The sequence below is a fragment of the Pseudomonas sp. GW821-FHT02B10 genome (assembly GCF_059421865.1).
This window is the reverse complement of sequence record NZ_JBWKVU010000020.1, coordinates 92,935-108,832: the sequence shown is the minus strand read 5'-3', so window position 1 is coordinate 108,832 and position 15,898 is coordinate 92,935. Positions and strand designations below refer to the sequence as shown.

The following is a 15,898-nucleotide window of genomic DNA, read 5'->3' as shown; positions in this document are numbered from 1 at the left end:
AGGCCGGCCAGGCGCGTTCGGCGGCGGCGATGGCCAGGCGGGTCTGCGCGCCCTGCAGGGCCGGGACCCGGGCCAGGCATTCGCCGTTGGCCGGGTCGAGCACCGCCAGGGTCGCGCCATCGTCGGCGGCCACCCACTGCCCGTCGATGTAGGCCAGTTCCACCAAGAGGCTGGGGTCTTTCAAACGATTCTTGAGCATGGTCGAGTCCTGTTCCGAGACAGCCCCCAGTCTAAGCAGGCACCGCAGCCCAGGATGCTGAAAGCGCCGGGCCGACAGCGTCGGATGCTGAAAAACGCGACGTCACAGCAGGCTCTACCGAGCACCTGAACACCGCCCTGTAGCCGCTGGCGCAGCCGTCGTAAAACCGCTGATCGCGGTGCATCAGACCGATCCGGGATACAGCCTTGGCGGGCTAGCGCCCGATCGCAGCCTTCGGCAGCGGCTACAGGGTTCGGTGTTCAGCAGGAAAACCGGGATCGCTGTAGCCGCTGGCGCAGCCTGCGATCGGCGGCGCAGCCGTCGTAAAACCGCTGACCCCGGTGCATCAGGCCGATCCGGGATACAGCCTTGGCGGGCTGGCGCCCGATCGCAGCCTTCGGCAGCGGCTGCAGGGGCCGGCTCAGCGTTTCAGGGAACCCAGCAAGCCTTCGAGAAAACGCTGGCCGGCGTCCATCTGGCTGACCTCGATGAACTCGTCGGGCTTGTGCGCCTGCTCGATGGAACCCGGGCCGCAGACCACCACCGGGATGTCCAGGCGCTGGTTGAACAGGCCGCCTTCGGTGCCGAAGCCGACCTTAGCGTAGCCGGTGCCGGGCGCGGCGAAGTCGTGGAGGAAACGCACCGCCTCGACACTCGGATGGGTCTCCAGCCCCGGGTAGACATTCAGGGTTTCGATCTCGATGGCCGCCACCTCGGAAAGCTGGCGCGCCTCGCGCACGATCAGCTCGGCGCGTTCGCGCATCTGGTCGAGGAACTGCTCAAGATCGTCCGCCGGCAGGTTGCGCACCTCGAAATCCAGGGTGCACAGGTTCGGCACTATGTTCAGCGCCTTGCCGCCAGCGATCTGCCCGACGTGCACGGTGCTGTAGGGAATGTCGTAGTCGGCGTCCCGCGCGCCCTGCTCGCGCAGGCGCTGCTGGCTGTCGCGCAAACCGGCGATGAAATCGCAGGCCAGGTGAATCGCGTTGGCCGCCAACGGCGCCAGGGAGGAATGCGCTTCCTGGCCACGGCAATGGGCGCGGTACGAGCCCTTGCCCTTGTGCCCGAGCACGAACTGCATATGGGTGGGTTCGCCGATCAGGCACAGGAACGGCCGCACCGGCGCCAGGTGCAGCACGTCCAGCAGCCGGCGCACGCCGACGCAGCCGATTTCCTCGTCATGGGACAGCGCCAGTTGCAGCGGCCGGCTCAAGGTGCAGTCCGCGGCATCGAGCATGGCGTCTATGGCCAGGGCGATAAACCCCTTCATGTCACAGCTGCCGCGCCCGTACAGGCGCCCGCCCTGCTCCGTGACCTGGAACGCCGGCAGGCTCCAGGCCTGGCCGGCGGCGGGCACCACGTCGGTGTGCCCGGACAGCAGAACCCCTGGCAATTCCCGGGGCCCGGTGCTGGCGAACAGGTTGGCCTTGCGCCCGCTTTCGTCCTTGACGATCAGCGACTCGATGCCCTTGCCCAGCAGCAGCTCGCGCACGTATTCGATCAGCGCCAGGTTCGACTCCGAGGACACGGTGTCGAAGGCGATCAGGCGCTTGAAGATCTCCAGTACCCGGGGTTTCATGAGGCCTTGCTCCGTTGTGCGGTGGTGCCGGCGAAGCGGCGAATCGAAAAGGCGTCGATCGAGGTGCCGGTGCTGCCGGTGGCGATCAGCTCGGCCATCACGTCGCCGACGCCCGGGCCGAGCTGGAAGCCATGGCCACAGAAACCGAAGGCGTAGTACAGACCGTCGACCTGGCCGCTCGGGCCCATGATCGGCAGCGAATCGGGCAGATACCCTTCGATGCCGCTCCACACACGGATGATATTGAGGTTGCCGACGCCCGGCAGCAGCCGGCGCATCTGCTGGATCTGGTTGAGGATGCTGCGCGGTTCGACCTGGGCGCGCCTGGTGAGCATGTCCGGTTTGCTGCGGTAGCCGCCGCCGATGATGATGTTGCCGCGGGGAATCTGGCGGAAGTAGATCACCTCCTCGGGGATCTTGGTGTAGACCCCGATCACCGTCGGCAAGGCGTAAGGCACCGGCTCGGTGACCGCCATCTGCGGGCCGTTGGTGTCCAGCGGCACCGGTTCGCCGAACTGCTCGGAGAGCTTCTGGCCCCAGGCGCCGGCGGTGATCAGCAGGCGTTCGGCGCTGAACTGGCGGCCATCGGTGGTGCCGACCAGGAACCCGCCGCCGACCTTCTGCACCTCGCTCACCTCGGTGCGTTCTTCGATCCGCGCCCCGGCGCGCACCGCCGCCCGGGCAAAGGCCGGGGCCGCCAGGCGCGGGTTGGCGTGGCCGTCATGGGGCGCGTAGGAGCCGCCCTTGACGTCCGGCCCGAGAAACGGGAAACGCTCGTGCAGCTCGCGGCCGCGGTAGATCTGCAGGTCCAGCTCACGCGCCTCGGGCGCCGCGGCATAGGCTTCCAGCTCAGCGATCTCGTCCTCGCGGTAGCACACCCGCATATGCCCGCTGGCGATGAACTCCAGGTCGTCGTCGATCAGTTCCGGCAGGCGCTTCCACAGGGCCCAGGAACGGTTGGCCAGCTCCAGCTGGCCGAGATAACGGCCCTGGCGCCGCACATTGCCGAAGTTCACCCCGCTGGCGTACTGGCCGATCTGGTCGCGCTCCAGCAGGGTCACCGACTGGCCGCGCCGGCGCAGGAAAAACGCCGCCGCCGAGCCCATCAGGCCGCCGCCGACAATCAGCACATCGGACTGTTGCACGGTCATGGCGTCACCTCCCCGGTGAGCATCGAAAGGGGCTTGACCGGGGCCTGGCCGCGCTGCCGGCCCACCTCCTGCACCGCGACCCCAGCAGCGGCGGCGATCACCTCGGCCCCGGCCTGGGAACAGTAGCGACCCTGGCAGCGGCCCATGCCGACCCGGCTGAAGGCCTTGGCGCGGTTGACCTCGCAGGCGCCCTTCTCGCGCACGGTGCGGCGCAGTTCGCCGGCGCTGATCATCTCGCACCGGCAGACGATGGCGGTGTCCGGCAGTACCTTGGCCTGGGCGCTCGGCCAGGGAAAGGCCTGGGCCAGGCCCAGGCGGAACTGGTCCATCACTGCCAGGGCCTGGCGCTGTTCGTCCCGTTCCGCGGCGTTGACCGGCAGTTGCAGATCCTCGAGCAGGGCCAGCGCCGAGAGGCGCCCAGCGTGTTCGGCGGCGTCGGCGCCACGGATCTTCGCCCCGTCGCCGGCGGCGTAGACCCCGTTGACGCTGGTGCGCCCGGCCTCGTCGAGTTCCAGCAGCCATTGGCTGGACGCCGGGTCGAAGGCCAGGCGGCAACCGGCGAGGTCGGCCAACTGGGTTTCCGGACGCAGGTGATAGCCCAGGGCCAGGGCATCGCACTCGACATCCAGGCTGTCGCCCTGGGCGGTCTTGACCTGCACCAGGCTGACCCCGCCCTGGGCATCGCCCAATACCCGGATCGGCTGGATGCCCAGGTGCACCGGGACCCGGGCCAGGCACAGCCGCGCCAGCAGCTTCATGCCGGTCCAGAGCAATCCCGGGCGCGCCAGCAGCTTCGGCAAGGCGCCGATGCGCTTGCCCAGCGGCGAGGTGTCGAGCACCGCCGCGACCTGCGCCCCGGCCTTGAGGTACTGGCTGGCCACCAGGTACAGCAGCGGCCCGCTGCCCATGAACACCACGCGGTGGCCGATGGACACCGACTGCGCCTTGAGGGCGATCTGCGCGCCGCCCAGGCTATAAGTGCCCGCCAGTTGCCAGCCTTCGAGCGGCATCAGGCGGTCGGTGGCGCCGGTGCAGAGGATCAGCGCGTCGTAGTCCAGGGTGAACTGCCGGCCCTGGCTGACGCAGCACAGCTGCCCCGGGGTCAGGTTCCACGCCAGGGTGTCCGGGCGATAGTCGATGCGCGAGCGCAGGCGCTCGAAGCTGTCGTGCAGGGCCCGGGCCTTGTGCGCTTCGCTGCCGTACAGGGTGGCGTAGTCGCGGCGAAAACCTTCGGGCTGGCGACGGTAGATCTGCCCGCCGTCGCGGCGGTTTTCGTCGACCAGGGTCGGCACGATGCCGGCCGCCAGCAGGGTTTCGGCGCAGCGGGTGCCGGCCGGGCCGGCGCCGACTATCACCACCCGCGGCGCGCTGCCGGACGGGATGTTCAGCCGTGCAGTGGCCATACCGCCTCCGGTTGTGTGGTGAGAATGTCCAGGCCCTCGCGGACCTCGCTGGAACAGGCGCGCAGGCGCTCGCCGGCGCGGGTCCAGACCCAGCAGTCCTGGCAGGCGCCCATCAGGCAGAAGCCGGCGCGCCGGCCGGAATCGAACTCCGACTGGCGCAGGGCCGTCCCCTGGGTCAGCAACGCCACCATCAGCGTGTCGCCCTGCAATGCCTCGATGGGCTCCCCGTCCACCCGCAGCCGTACCGGCGCCCGTTCGCGCTCGCCCAGCCGTACAAAACGCCCCTTCATGCGTAGGCTCCCTCGGTCATGCCATTGAAGTTCTGTTGGCTCTGCAGCAACTCGCCGCTGTCGCGGTGGCAGAGGATCTCGCTGCCGCCGTCGATGGCGCGGCGGTTCGGCGCGGTGCGGTTGCACAGGCCGTCGATGCGCACCGGGCAGCGATTGAGGAAGGTGCACAGCTCCGGCACATTGGCCCTGGCGCCGATCGGCGGCAGGCTGGCGCAGGTGCTGCCGCAGCTTTCCAGCCAGCCCTGGCGCAGCTCCGGCACCGAGTGGATCAGCAGGTCGGTATAGGGATGGAACGGCGCCTGGCCGAAAGCCGCGCGGCTGCCGGCCTCGACCTTGTGCCCGCTGTACATCACCACAATGTCGTCGCACAGCGCGCGCACCGTGGAAATGTCGTGGCTGATGAACAGGTAGGACACCCCCAGCTCCTGGCGCAGGTCGCGCAGCAGTTCGAGGATCGCCGCGCCGACCACGGTATCCAGGGCCGACGTCACCTCGTCGCAAAGGATCAGGTCGGGCTTGGCCGCCAGCGCGCGGGCCAGGTTGACCCGCTGCTTCTGCCCGCCGGACAGCTCGTTGGGCCGCCGCTGCGCGAGCGTGCGCGGCAGCCGCACCAGGTCCAGCAACTCGTCGATGCGCTGGCGCAGCGCCGCGCCCTTGAGGCCGAAATACATCTTCAGCGGCCGGCTGAGAATGGCGCTGACGCTGTGCATGGGGTTGAGCGCGGTGTCGGCGTTCTGGAACACCATCTGGATCCGCCGGAACTGCTCGTCGGTGCGGCTCGACAGGCTGCCGCCCAGGGGCTGGCCATCGAAGCTCAGGCTGCCCAGGGCCGGGGCCAGCAGGCCAGCCACCACCCGCGCCAGGGTCGACTTGCCCGAGCCGGACTCGCCGATCACGCCGATGGCCTGGCCACGGCGCACGGTCAGGTCGATGTCCTCCAGCACGCGGATCATCGGCATGCCTTGCAGGTTCTTGTTGCCGTAGCCGGCGGTCAGGCCCTTGATGGTCAGCAGCGGCTGGTCCTCGGCGATATCGCTGGGCGGGCGAATGGTCGAGTCCGGGCGCGCGGCCGCCAGCAGGCTGCGGGTGTAATCGTGGGCCGGGCCCTCGAGCAGCGGCGCGGTGGCGCTCTGTTCGAGGATCTGGCCGCCGTTGAGCACCACGATCTGATCGGCCATCTGCGCCACCACCGCCAGGTCGTGGGACACATACACCGCCGTGGCCCCACGTTCGCGCACCACCCGTTTGAAGGCGCGCAGCACGTCGATCTGGGTGGTGACGTCGAGCGCGGTGGTCGGTTCGTCGAGGATCACCAGCAGCGGGTCGCTGATCAGCGCCATGGCCGCCATCACCCGTTGCAACTGGCCGCCCGAGACCTGGTGCGGGTAACGCTGGCCGATGTGTTCCGGGTCCGGCAGGGCCAGGTCGCGGAACAGCTCGATGGCCTTGGCCTCCAGGTTGGCGCGGCTGTCCAGGCCATGGATCAGGGCGCCCTCCAGCACCTGGTCGAGCAGGCGCTTCGCCGGGTTGAAGGCCGCCGCCGCGCTCTGCGCGATGTAGGACACGCGATTGCCGCGCAGGCCCTGCAACTGCTCCTCGCCCAGGGCCAGCATGTCGTGTTCGCCGACCCGCACCACCCCGGACGCCAGGCGACAACCGCGGCGGGCATACCCCAGCAGGGCCAGGGCGATAGTGGTCTTGCCCGAGCCGGACTCGCCGATCAGCGCCAGCACCTCGCCCTGCTCCAGGGCGAAGCTCACACCCTTGACGATCTCCACTTCGCCGCCCTCGCCGCCGGCGACCACCCGCAGGTCTTGCACTCGAATCAACTGGCTCATCTCAATGACCTCCCGGACGGCGGCTGCGGCGCGACGAGATCCTGTCGATGAACAGGTTCACGCCAATGGTCAGGGTGCCGATGGCCAGCGCCGGGATGACGATGGCCGGCGCGCCCTGGTTGAGGCCGCCGATGTTCTCGCGCACCAGCGAACCGAGGTCGGCGTCCGGCGGCTGCACGCCCAGGCCAAGGAAGCTCATGCCGCTGAGCAGCAGGACGATGAAGCCGAAGCGCAGGCCCAGGTCGGTGAGCACCGGGTTGAGCATGTTCGGCAGGATCTCCACGCAGGCGATGTACAGCCGGCGCTCACCGCGGGTGCGGGCCACCTGCACGTACTCCAGGGCCTCGATATTCACCGCCAGGCTGCGGGCGATACGGAACGCCCCGGGGGTGAAGCTCAGCACCGCGGTGCACACTAGCAGCACCACCGAGGAGCCGAAGGCCGAGACCATGATCAGCGCCAGCATCTTGCTGGGGATGGAGATAAAGGCGTCCATCAGGCGGCTGATGACTTCATCCAGCCATTTCGGCGCGACCACCGAGAGCAAGGCGCAGGCCGTGCCCAGGCCGCTGGCCAGGACCGCGGAAATCAGCGCCAGGCCGACGGTGAACCGCGCACCCACCAGCACCCGGCTGAGCATGTCGCGGCCCAGGTAATCGGTGCCGAACGGATAGGCCGCGCCCATGGCGTCGAACACATTGGCGGACACCACTTCGCCCACCGGGTGCGGCGCCAGCCAGGGGCCGAACAGCGCCACCAGCAGCCACAGCACACACATCGCGGCCCCGGTCAGGCCGAGCCAGGACGGCCCGTGGGACACCTTGCCCAGCGCCAGGTCGGGCGTGGCCGGCGTCGACTTCACCATGAGATTGGTCATTGGTTTCTCAGCCTCGGATTGGAAAGAATCGCGCACAGGTCGGCAATCAGCACCAAGCCCAGGTAGGCCGTGCAGAACAGCATGGTGCAGGCCTGCACCAGCGCCATGTCGCGGTTGGTCACCGCATCGACCATCAGGCTGGCGATCCCGGGATAGTTGAAGATGGTCTCGACGATCACCACCCCGCCCAGCAGGTACGACAGGCTCAGCGCCACCGCGTTGGCGATCGGCCCGATGGCGTTGGGCAAGGCGTGGCGCAGCACGATGCGTACCGGGCTGACGCCCTTGAGCCGGGCCATTTCCACGTAGGGGCTGTCGAGCTGGTCGATCACCGCGGCGCGGGTCATGCGCGCCATCTGCGCGACGATGACGAAGCACAGGGTCATCACCGGCAAGGCGTAGGTGCGCAGGAACTGCAGCGGCGAATGGGTTTCGCTGGCGTAGGACAAGGCCGACAGCCAGCCCAGGTTCACCGCGAACACCAGCACCGCCAGGGTCGCCACCAGGAACTCCGGCACCGCCACCAGGGCCAGGGTGATGAAGCTCAGGAAGCTGTCCAGGCGCCCGCCGCGGCCCATGGCCGAGCCGATGCCCAGGGTCAGCGCCAGCGGCACCGAAACCACCGCGGTCACCGCCGCCAGCATCAGGGTGTTGGGCACCCGTCCGGCCATCAGCTCGCTGACCGGCATGGCGTTGGACACCGAGGTGCCCATGTCGCCGGCCAGCAGGCTGAGCAGCCAGTGCAGGTAACGCACCACACCGGGCTGGTCCAGGCCCAGCTTCAGGCGCAGCGCCGCCACCTGTTCCGGCGTGGCGAACTGCCCCAGGGCCTGTTGCGCCGCGTCCCCCGGCAGCACCGCGGTGATGGCGAACACCACCATGGACACGATCAACAAGGTCACGACCGCGGCGCCCATGCGCCGCGCGATCAACCACAGTGTGTTGCTATTCATCGCCCTTCCCTCCTGCCTTGCAGCCCCGACGGAACCTGCTTTCGCCCCTCACGCGTCCAGCCACACCTGCTCGGCGAACATGTAGCCCATGAAGCCGCCCAGGGGGTTGCTGCCATAGCCCTTGATGCGCTGGTCGACCCCGTCGATGTTGCTGATGAACACCGGGATGCCAATGCCACAGTGGTCATGCACCAGGGTCTGCATGTCGGCGTACATCGTGCTGCGCTTGGCGTCGTCGGTTTCGCCGCGGGCCAGCATCAGCAACTGGTCGAACTGCTCGTTCTTCCAGCCCGATTCGTTCCATGGCGCGCTGGACTGGAAGAACTGCGAGAAGATCACGTCGGCGTTCGGCCGCGGGTTGATGTTGCCGAAGCTCAGCGGGTGCTTCATCCAGTGGTTGGACCAGTAGCCGTCGCTGGGCAGGCGGTTGACGTTGAGGGTCAGCCCGGCCTGCTTGGCCGACTGCTGCAAGAGCACGGCGATGTCCACCGAACCGGTGGCGGCCGGCGAGGCCACCAGCGGCATGCTGACCTTCTCCATGCCGGCCTTTTTCAGCAGGAAGCGGGCCTTTTCCGGGTCGTACGGGGTCTGCGGCAGGTCGGCGTTGTAGTAACGCGAACCCGGGGCGATCGGGTGGTCGTTGCCGACCACGGCGTAGCCACGGAACACCGCGGACTTGACCTGTTCGCGGTCCAGCAGGTGCTTCAGCGCCTGGGTGAATTCCGGGCTCTGGCCGGGCAACTGGTCCTGGCGAATGATCAGGTCGGTGTAGTTGCCCGACGGCGCGTCCACCACCCGGTGCCCGGCGCTGGCGGCGATGCGCGCGGTGGAACGCGGGTTGACCTCGTTGATCAGGTTCACGTCCCCGGAGAGCAAGGCGTTGACCCGCGACGGCTCGTCGGCGATGGCGATGAACTCGATCTCGTCCAGGTACGGCAGGCCCGGCTTCCAGTAGTTCGGGTTGCGCGCGGAGACCGAGCGCACGCCCGGCTTGAACTCCTTGACCTTGAACGGCCCGGTGCCGATGCCCTGGCTGAAGTCGGTGGTGCCTTCGGGCACGATCAGCAGGTGCGAGACCGCGAGGATCGACGGCAGCTCGGCGTTCGGCGCCTTGAGGCGGATCTGCACCTCATGGGTGCCGGTGGCCTTGATCTCGGCGAACTGCTCCATCAGCGGCATAACCTTGGAACCGGTGGCCGGGTCCTTGTGCCGCGACAGCGAGAACACTACGTCGGCGGCGGTCAGGCCCTTGCCGTTGTGGAAGGTCACGTCCTTGCGCAGGGTGATGATCCACAACGTGGCGTCGGTATTGTCGATGCACTCGGCCAGTTCCAGCTGCGGCACCAGGTGGCTGTCGAAGCGGGTCAGGCCGTTGTAGAACATGAAGTGCCGCACATAGTCGGTGGACAGCGCGCCCTTGGCCGGGTCGAGGGTGTCGGCGGTGGAACTGGACATCCCGGCGACGCGGATGCGCCCGCCCGGCTTGCCCTTGCCCGGCGCCGCGCTTTCGCTGGCGAGCAAGGTGCCGGCACTGCCGAACAGGCTGCCGGCGCCCGCGGCGGCGACACCAGCCACGCCGAGCATGCGCAAGGCGCTGCGGCGGGACATGCCACGGTTCAGGCCTTCGAAAACCCGCAGGCTTTCTTCGCCGGAAATCAGTTGCGGATCGACTTTGTTGTCAGTCATAGCAGTTCTACCTGTCGAATAATGAGAAGGCTCGAGTGCTCGCGGTTGACCGGAGCGTCCTGGAAACGCAAAACGACGGTGAAGCAAACTCAGTGCAGATAGTCCTGGAAGCGGTAGTAAGCCCCTACCAGCGGCAGGAACCAGGGCTTGCCGAAGTGCCCGGGGATCGCCGGCCATGCCAGGTCTTGCCAGGGGTTGAGGGATGGATTGGCGCCGTCCATGACCTCGGCCATGACCTGGCCCATGTGTACCGACATCTGCACGCCATGGCCGCTGTAGCCCATGGCGTGGTAGATGCCGTTGCGTTCGCCGGCCCGGGGCAGCCGGTCGCTGGTCATGTCCACCAGGCCGCCCCAGCAGTAGTCGATAGCGACCCCGGCCAGTTGCGGGAACATCTGCACCATGGCCGCCTGCAGCACCTTGCCGCTCTTGGCATCGGAACTCGGGCTGGACATGGCGAAGCGCGCCCGGCCGCCGAACAGCAGGCGGTTATCCGGGGTCAGGCGGAAGTAGTTGCCGATGGTGCGGCTGGTGACATAGGAGCGCTGCTGCGGCAGCAGCCGCTCGGCCAGGGCCTGCGGCAACACCTCGGTGGTCACCACGAAGCTGCCCACCGGCACGATGCGCCGCCGGTACCAGCCGAGGTCGCCATGCTGGCAGGCGCCGGTGGCCAGCAGGATCTGCCGCGCCTGCAACGAACCGCGCGCGGTGTCGAGCCGGTAGCCGCCACTGTTGCCCTGCCAGCCTTGGACCGCGCAGTCCTGATAGATCAGCGCGCCATGGCGCGCCGCGGCGTGCGCCAGGCCGATGCCGAAGCGCCCGACGTGCATCTGCACGCCGTTGCGCTGCAACAGGCCGCCGTGAAAACCGGCGGAATCGACTTCGCCGCGTACCTGCTCGGCGGACAGCAGCTCGACATCGGCATCGACCTCGCGGCGGATCAGCTCACAGGTGCGCGCCAGCCCTTCGTAATGCAGGGGCTTGGCCGCCAGCTTGAGCTTGCCGTTGCGCTTGAGGTCGCAACCGATGCCCTCCTGCTCCACCAGCGCCACCACGCTCTGCACCGCCCGCTCATAGGCCTGGTAATAGGCCCGCGCGCGTTCGGCGCCGAGGCTGGCGCTGAGGGCGGCGTAATCCTGGGCCACCCCGGTGTTGCACTGGCCGCCGTTGCGCCCGGAGGCTTCGCCGATCACCCGGCCGGCTTCCAGCACCACCACCCGGGCGCCCTTCATGGCCAGCGCGCGGGCCGCGGACAGCCCGGTGAAACCGCCACCGACGATCGCCACGTCGACACTGTCCGGCAGCGCGCCGCTCTGTGCCCCGGTGAAGGCCGGCGCACTGTCGAGCCAATAGGATTCACTGCCCATGCCTGACTCCCTGACCCTGCCTTGAAGAGCGCCCATGACCGATCAGAGCCCGACCAGCCCAGCCAGGCCGCCGATGTCCGGGATCTGCTGGTAGCCGTAGATGGCGTTGGCCGGCTGTTCGTGGCCACGGGCGACAAAAGCCTTGTGCTTGATCTTCATGTCGTGGGCCGGCATCAGGTCGTAACGGAAACTGGAGGACACATGCAGGATGTCTTGCGGGCCGCAGCCGAGGTTGTCGAGCATGAACTCGAAGGCCGCCAGGCGTGGCTTGTAGGCTTGCGCCTGTTCGGCGGTGAAGACCTTGTGGAACGGCGCGCCGAGCTTGTCGACGTTGGACATGATCTGGCTGTCGCTGGCGTTGGAGAAGATCACCAGGGGGATCTTGTCGGCGATCTTCGACAGGCCGGCCGGCACATCCGGATGGGGGCCCCAGGTCGGCACGGCGTCGTAGTACAGCTGGCCTTCGCCGCGATACTCGACGCCCCAGCGCTTGCAGGTCCGCGCCAGCGCGGTCTTGAGGATCTCGTCGTAGGGTTTCCAGTCGCCCATGACCTGGTCCAGGCGGTAGGCCGAGAAGTCCTTGACGAACTGGTCCATCTGTTCAGGGCCGACGCGGTCGGCGAACAGCTCGCGGGTCATGGTGCCCATGTGGAAGTTGGTCAGCGTACCGTAGCAGTCGAACGTAATGAATTTGGGACGAAGAAAGCTCATTGAGTGCGGTCCTGAAGTTCGTTGAGGTCATGGCGTGACACGCAAGAGCGCGGCTGCCGGAGCCCTGATGCAGCGTTGCAATCACAGCTTCATTACAACACCGTGAAATCAGCAGATGGCGTTAAAAGCGCGGGCTGCTCGATACAAACCACCGTTTTTCGGGGTGCCCTCAGCAGACTTTGCGGGGCGCGCCAGCCTTGGGCAAAGCCCGTATTCATGCGCTTTTATGGACCTTTGCCGGCCGCCGGGGCTCAAGTCCGGGCCCGGTCGCCGCAGAACCTGCGCCGGCCCCAACGAAAACGGGCGCCCCCGTCTGGAAGCGCCCGTTTCGCTGAATCGCAGAGTGTCTGCCGGTCAATCCCCAACCGGTGGCGGCCGGCCTGCGGCCGCGCCGGCAGGTTCAATGCATACTTCGTACCGCCCCACTCACTCGCCCCTGCCGATCACGGTTTTCAGCCGGCGATATCGATCAGCACGCTCTTGAAGCGCAGGTTGGCCTCGAAGGCTTCGCGCCCCAGGTCCTTGCCGATGCCGGAGCGCTTGTAGCCGCCGGTGGGCAGGATGTAGTCGTTGCTGCGCCCATAGCGGTTGACCCACACCGTGCCGGCTTCCAGGCGCCGGACCAGGCGCAGGGCGCGGTTGATGTCGGCGGTGTGTACTCCGGCGGCCAGGCCGTAGGTGGCATGCTCGGCCAGGGCCAGGGCCTCGGCTTCGTCGTCGAAGGCCTGCACCGTCAGCACCGGCCCGAAGATCTCCTCGCAGACCGCCGGGTTGCGGTTGTCCAGGCCGGTCAGCAGGGTCGGCTGGTAATAGGCGCCGCCCAGGCCGTCGAACAGCCCGCCGCCGCAGAGCACCTCGGCGCCGGCCTGGCGCGAACGCTGGACGATGCCGTCGATGCGGTTCGCCTGCTGCCGGGAAATGATCGGCGACAGCGTGCTGGCCGACGACCAGGTCGGCCCCGGGCGCAATTGTTCGAAGTACGCCCGCAGGTGCTCGACGAAGGGCTGCATGATCGAGCGCTCGATCAGCAGCCGCGAGCCGGAGACGCACACCTGCCCGGCGTTGCCGGTGATGGCCATGGCCACGGTGCGCGCGGTCTTGGCGAGGTCCGGCACATCGGCGAACACCAGTTGCGGGCTCTTGCCGCCCAGCTCCAGGGTCACCGGCTTGGGGCCGACCAGGGCGCAGGTGGACATGATGCTCGACCCCGTGGCGGTGGAGCCGGTGAAGGTCACCTTGGCCACCCGCGGATGGCGACACAGGGCATCGCCGGTGACCCGGCCGTCGCCCTGCACCACGTTGAAGATGCCTGCCGGAACCCCGGCTTGCAGCGCCAGTTCGGCGAACCGCAGGCTGGAAAACGGCGTCAGCTCCGACGGTTTGAGCACCACCGCGTTACCGGCGGCCAGGGCCGGCGCGACTTTCCACGAGGCCATACTCAGCGGGAAGTTCCACGGCGCGATGGCGGCGATCACCCCGTAGGGTTCGGCGATCTGCATGCCCAGGCGGTCGGTCTGGGTGGCGGCCAGCGAACCGCCGTGCTTGTCCGCCAGCTCGGCGAAAAAGCGGATGCCTTCGGCGACATAGGGAATGTCCCAGCCGATCACATCCTGATGCGGCCGAGTCGAACCCACCGCCTCCAGCGGCGCCAGGATCGCCGCGTCGGCTTCCACCAGGTCGGCCCAGCGCCGCATCACCCGCGCCCGCTCCCGGGGCGGACGGCTGGCCCAGTCGGAGCGGGCGAATGCCTGCCAGGCGTTGTTCACCGCCTCGTCCACCAGCCCGGCGTCGGCGATCGGCAACTGCCCGTAGGCCTGGCCGTCCGACGGTCGCGAGACCTCCAGCCCGGGCGCGGCGTCGCGGTACTGGCCGGCGATGAAATGAGCGCTGCGCACAGCGACAAGACGAGGATCGAAACTATCCATGGAGCACTCCACTTGAAGGCGGCAATAAGGTCGGCGAAGGCCGGCCCGGCCGGTAAAAACCAGGCCTCCATCCTAGGAAAAAAGCGCAAGCATTTGCTGCCGACCTTGGGCCCCTTTTAAGTAGTTACTGTGGTCTGCCGGCCGGTCTTTTAGGGATTCTGCCGAATCGCCGCGGGGCTCTTGCCAGGCGTGATCGCAGATGGGATACAGGCGCATCGCCGACGATCGCGCTTATCTTTTTCACGGAGTCTTGCCATGTCCGCCACCCCTCGCCCCGCTTATGTGTACCGCCCGATGACAGTCGCCGACTTGCCGGCGGCCCACGCCTTGTCCGTGCAATTGAAGTGGCCCCATCGCCTGGAAGACTGGGCGATGTTGCAGCGGGTCGGCCAGGGCTTCGTGGTGGAGGACGGCGAGCGCCTGATCGGCAGTGCCTTCGCCTGCCTGCAGGGGGACTACGCCACCATCGGCCTGGTGATCGTCAGCGGCGACTACCAGGGCCAGGGCATCGGCCGGGCCCTGATGGAAAAGGCCCTGCACGCCTGCGAGTCGCGCACGCCGATCCTCAACGCCACCCTGGCCGGCGCGCCACTGTATGCCAGCCAGGGCTTCGTCGAGTTCGGCGTGATCCAGCAGCATCAGGGCCAGGTGCGGGTGCCGGAGGTGGGCACCCTGCCCGCCGGTGAAAACTGCCGGCCGCTGCGCAAGGCCGACCGCCTGCGCCAGTTGAGCCTGGCCAACGCCGGCAGCGGCCTGGACCGCCAGCAGGTGCTGGAAGACCTGTTCGCGGTGGTCGAGCACGGCGTCGGCATCGAACGCGACGGCCAGTTGCGCGCCTTTGCCCTGCTGCGGCCGTTCGGCCGTGGCCGCTGCATCGGCCCGGTGGTCGCGGAAACCGCCGAGCAGGCCCGGCAGATGATCGCCAGCCTGCTGAGCAAGGTTCCCGATACCTTCGTGCGCATCGATATTCCGGCCGACTGCGGCCTGGCCGAATGGCTGGAAAGCGCCGGCCTGAAACAGGTCGACCAGGTCGCGCAGATGGCCCGCGGCACCCCGCCCCGGGCGCTCGGCAACGTACGCCAGTTCGCCCTGGTGACCCAGGCCATCGGTTGACCCGCAACGCCGCGAGCCCCTGGGTCGCGGCGCCTTTTTCCAACACTCCAGAGAGTCCTTTACATGTCCACACCCGCCGCTTTGCTGCTGGCAGGCGCCGACGGCCGCTACGACGCCAGCCTGTTCACCCCCGCTGCCCTGGGCAGTGACGACCCCTTCGGCGCCGATCGGCTGGTTGCCTATAACGGCAACGACGGCATTGCCGCCGGTGTCGTGCGCACCAGCGGACGTTTTGCCAGCGAGGATTTCCCCCACATCGAAATGCTCGTGGTACACGCCGGCAAGGTGTTGCTCGACAGCGCCGAGTCGTCTGGGGAACCAGCCCTGGAACTGGCCCCGGGCGCCAGCGTGGTGATCGGCCGCGGCAGCGCCTTCAAGCTCGAAGCCGAGCCCGGCACGCTCTGGGCCTTCTGCGCGGTGAACCGTGCCGCGGCGGGCGCCGAACCGGGCCTGACGTTGCTCGACCCGCGGGCCATGCTCTCGCCCTCGGCGGCTCCCGAACCACAGATCCTGATCGGCCCGGAACCGCAATGCCGCTCGCGCAACGCCTTCGAGGACGACGCCAGCGACCTGCGGATCGGGGTCTGGGATTCCACGCCATACCGCCGCCACGGCCGGCCGCACAAGCTCAATGAATTGATGCACCTGGTGGAAGGCAGCGTGACCCTCGAGGGCGCGGACGGCAGCCGCCTGAGCGCCGGCCCCGGCGCTACGCTGTTCGTTGCCCAGGGCACGCCCTGCGCGTGGCACAGCACGGCCTATGTGCGCAAGTTCTATGCGGTGAAGTAACGCCCGGCACACACGAC

Annotated in this window: 13 protein-coding genes and 1 pseudogene; 2 read left to right on the top strand and 12 right to left on the bottom strand. The window is 68.1% G+C overall.

Annotation, left to right across the window (positions count from 1 at the left end):
• The 12 genes and pseudogenes from AC07VU_RS29600 to AC07VU_RS29545 all read right to left on the bottom strand — a co-directional run.
• Positions 1-199, bottom strand: a pseudogene (locus AC07VU_RS29600) (succinate-semialdehyde dehydrogenase (NADP(+))); the annotation flags it as partial.
• 421 nt (positions 200-620) lie between these two features.
• Positions 621-1,778: an acetylornithine deacetylase gene (argE, locus tag AC07VU_RS29595; RefSeq protein ID WP_495030969.1), complete on the bottom strand. Its 1,158-nt coding sequence runs from the start codon at positions 1,776-1,778 to the stop codon at positions 621-623.
• The gene (locus AC07VU_RS29590; RefSeq protein ID WP_092419887.1) at positions 1,775-2,929 is read right to left on the bottom strand and encodes an NAD(P)/FAD-dependent oxidoreductase; all 1,155 of its coding nucleotides are present in this window, start codon (positions 2,927-2,929) and stop codon (positions 1,775-1,777) included. The genes argE and AC07VU_RS29590 overlap by 4 nt, the downstream gene beginning before the upstream one ends.
• The gene (locus AC07VU_RS29585; protein WP_495030968.1) at positions 2,926-4,332 is read right to left on the bottom strand and encodes an FAD/NAD(P)-dependent oxidoreductase; all 1,407 of its coding nucleotides are present in this window, start codon (positions 4,330-4,332) and stop codon (positions 2,926-2,928) included. Before AC07VU_RS29585 ends, AC07VU_RS29590 begins: the two co-directional genes overlap by 4 nt.
• The gene (locus AC07VU_RS29580; RefSeq protein WP_053261328.1) at positions 4,314-4,622 is read right to left on the bottom strand and encodes a (2Fe-2S)-binding protein; all 309 of its coding nucleotides are present in this window, start codon (positions 4,620-4,622) and stop codon (positions 4,314-4,316) included. Before AC07VU_RS29580 ends, AC07VU_RS29585 begins: the two co-directional genes overlap by 19 nt.
• Positions 4,619-6,460, bottom strand: a complete 1,842-nt coding sequence (locus AC07VU_RS29575; protein WP_495030967.1) for an ABC transporter ATP-binding protein — start codon at positions 6,458-6,460, stop codon at positions 4,619-4,621. The genes AC07VU_RS29580 and AC07VU_RS29575 overlap by 4 nt, the downstream gene beginning before the upstream one ends.
• 1 nt (position 6,461) lies before the next feature.
• Positions 6,462-7,337, bottom strand: a complete 876-nt coding sequence (locus AC07VU_RS29570; protein ID WP_009044026.1) for an ABC transporter permease — start codon at positions 7,335-7,337, stop codon at positions 6,462-6,464.
• The gene (locus AC07VU_RS29565) at positions 7,334-8,290 is read right to left on the bottom strand and encodes an ABC transporter permease (protein ID WP_495030966.1); all 957 of its coding nucleotides are present in this window, start codon (positions 8,288-8,290) and stop codon (positions 7,334-7,336) included. The genes AC07VU_RS29570 and AC07VU_RS29565 overlap by 4 nt, the downstream gene beginning before the upstream one ends.
• 48 nt (positions 8,291-8,338) lie before the next feature.
• The gene (locus tag AC07VU_RS29560) at positions 8,339-9,976 is read right to left on the bottom strand and encodes an ABC transporter substrate-binding protein (protein ID WP_495030965.1); all 1,638 of its coding nucleotides are present in this window, start codon (positions 9,974-9,976) and stop codon (positions 8,339-8,341) included.
• An 89-nt stretch (positions 9,977-10,065) separates the two neighbouring features.
• Positions 10,066-11,343, bottom strand: coding sequence for an NAD(P)/FAD-dependent oxidoreductase (locus AC07VU_RS29555; protein WP_277588746.1), 1,278 nt, complete (start codon positions 11,341-11,343; stop codon positions 10,066-10,068).
• Positions 11,344-11,385: 42 nt separating this feature from the next.
• A complete protein-coding gene (locus AC07VU_RS29550) occupies positions 11,386-12,054 on the bottom strand; it encodes a haloacid dehalogenase type II (RefSeq protein WP_062825965.1) in 669 nt (222 codons plus the stop codon).
• Positions 12,055-12,506: 452 nt separating this feature from the next.
• A complete protein-coding gene (locus AC07VU_RS29545) occupies positions 12,507-13,979 on the bottom strand; it encodes an aldehyde dehydrogenase family protein (RefSeq protein WP_124351250.1) in 1,473 nt (490 codons plus the stop codon).
• Positions 13,980-14,234: 255 nt separating this feature from the next.
• Here AC07VU_RS29545 and AC07VU_RS29540 point away from each other — a divergent pair, with 255 nt between their 5' ends.
• Entirely contained in the window at positions 14,235-15,092 is an 858-nt protein-coding gene (locus tag AC07VU_RS29540) for a GNAT family N-acetyltransferase (protein WP_274303232.1), read from the top strand.
• A 63-nt stretch (positions 15,093-15,155) separates the two neighbouring features.
• The gene (locus AC07VU_RS29535; RefSeq protein WP_495030964.1) at positions 15,156-15,881 is read left to right on the top strand and encodes a cupin domain-containing protein; all 726 of its coding nucleotides are present in this window, start codon (positions 15,156-15,158) and stop codon (positions 15,879-15,881) included.
• Positions 15,882-15,898: the final 17 nt, after the last annotated feature.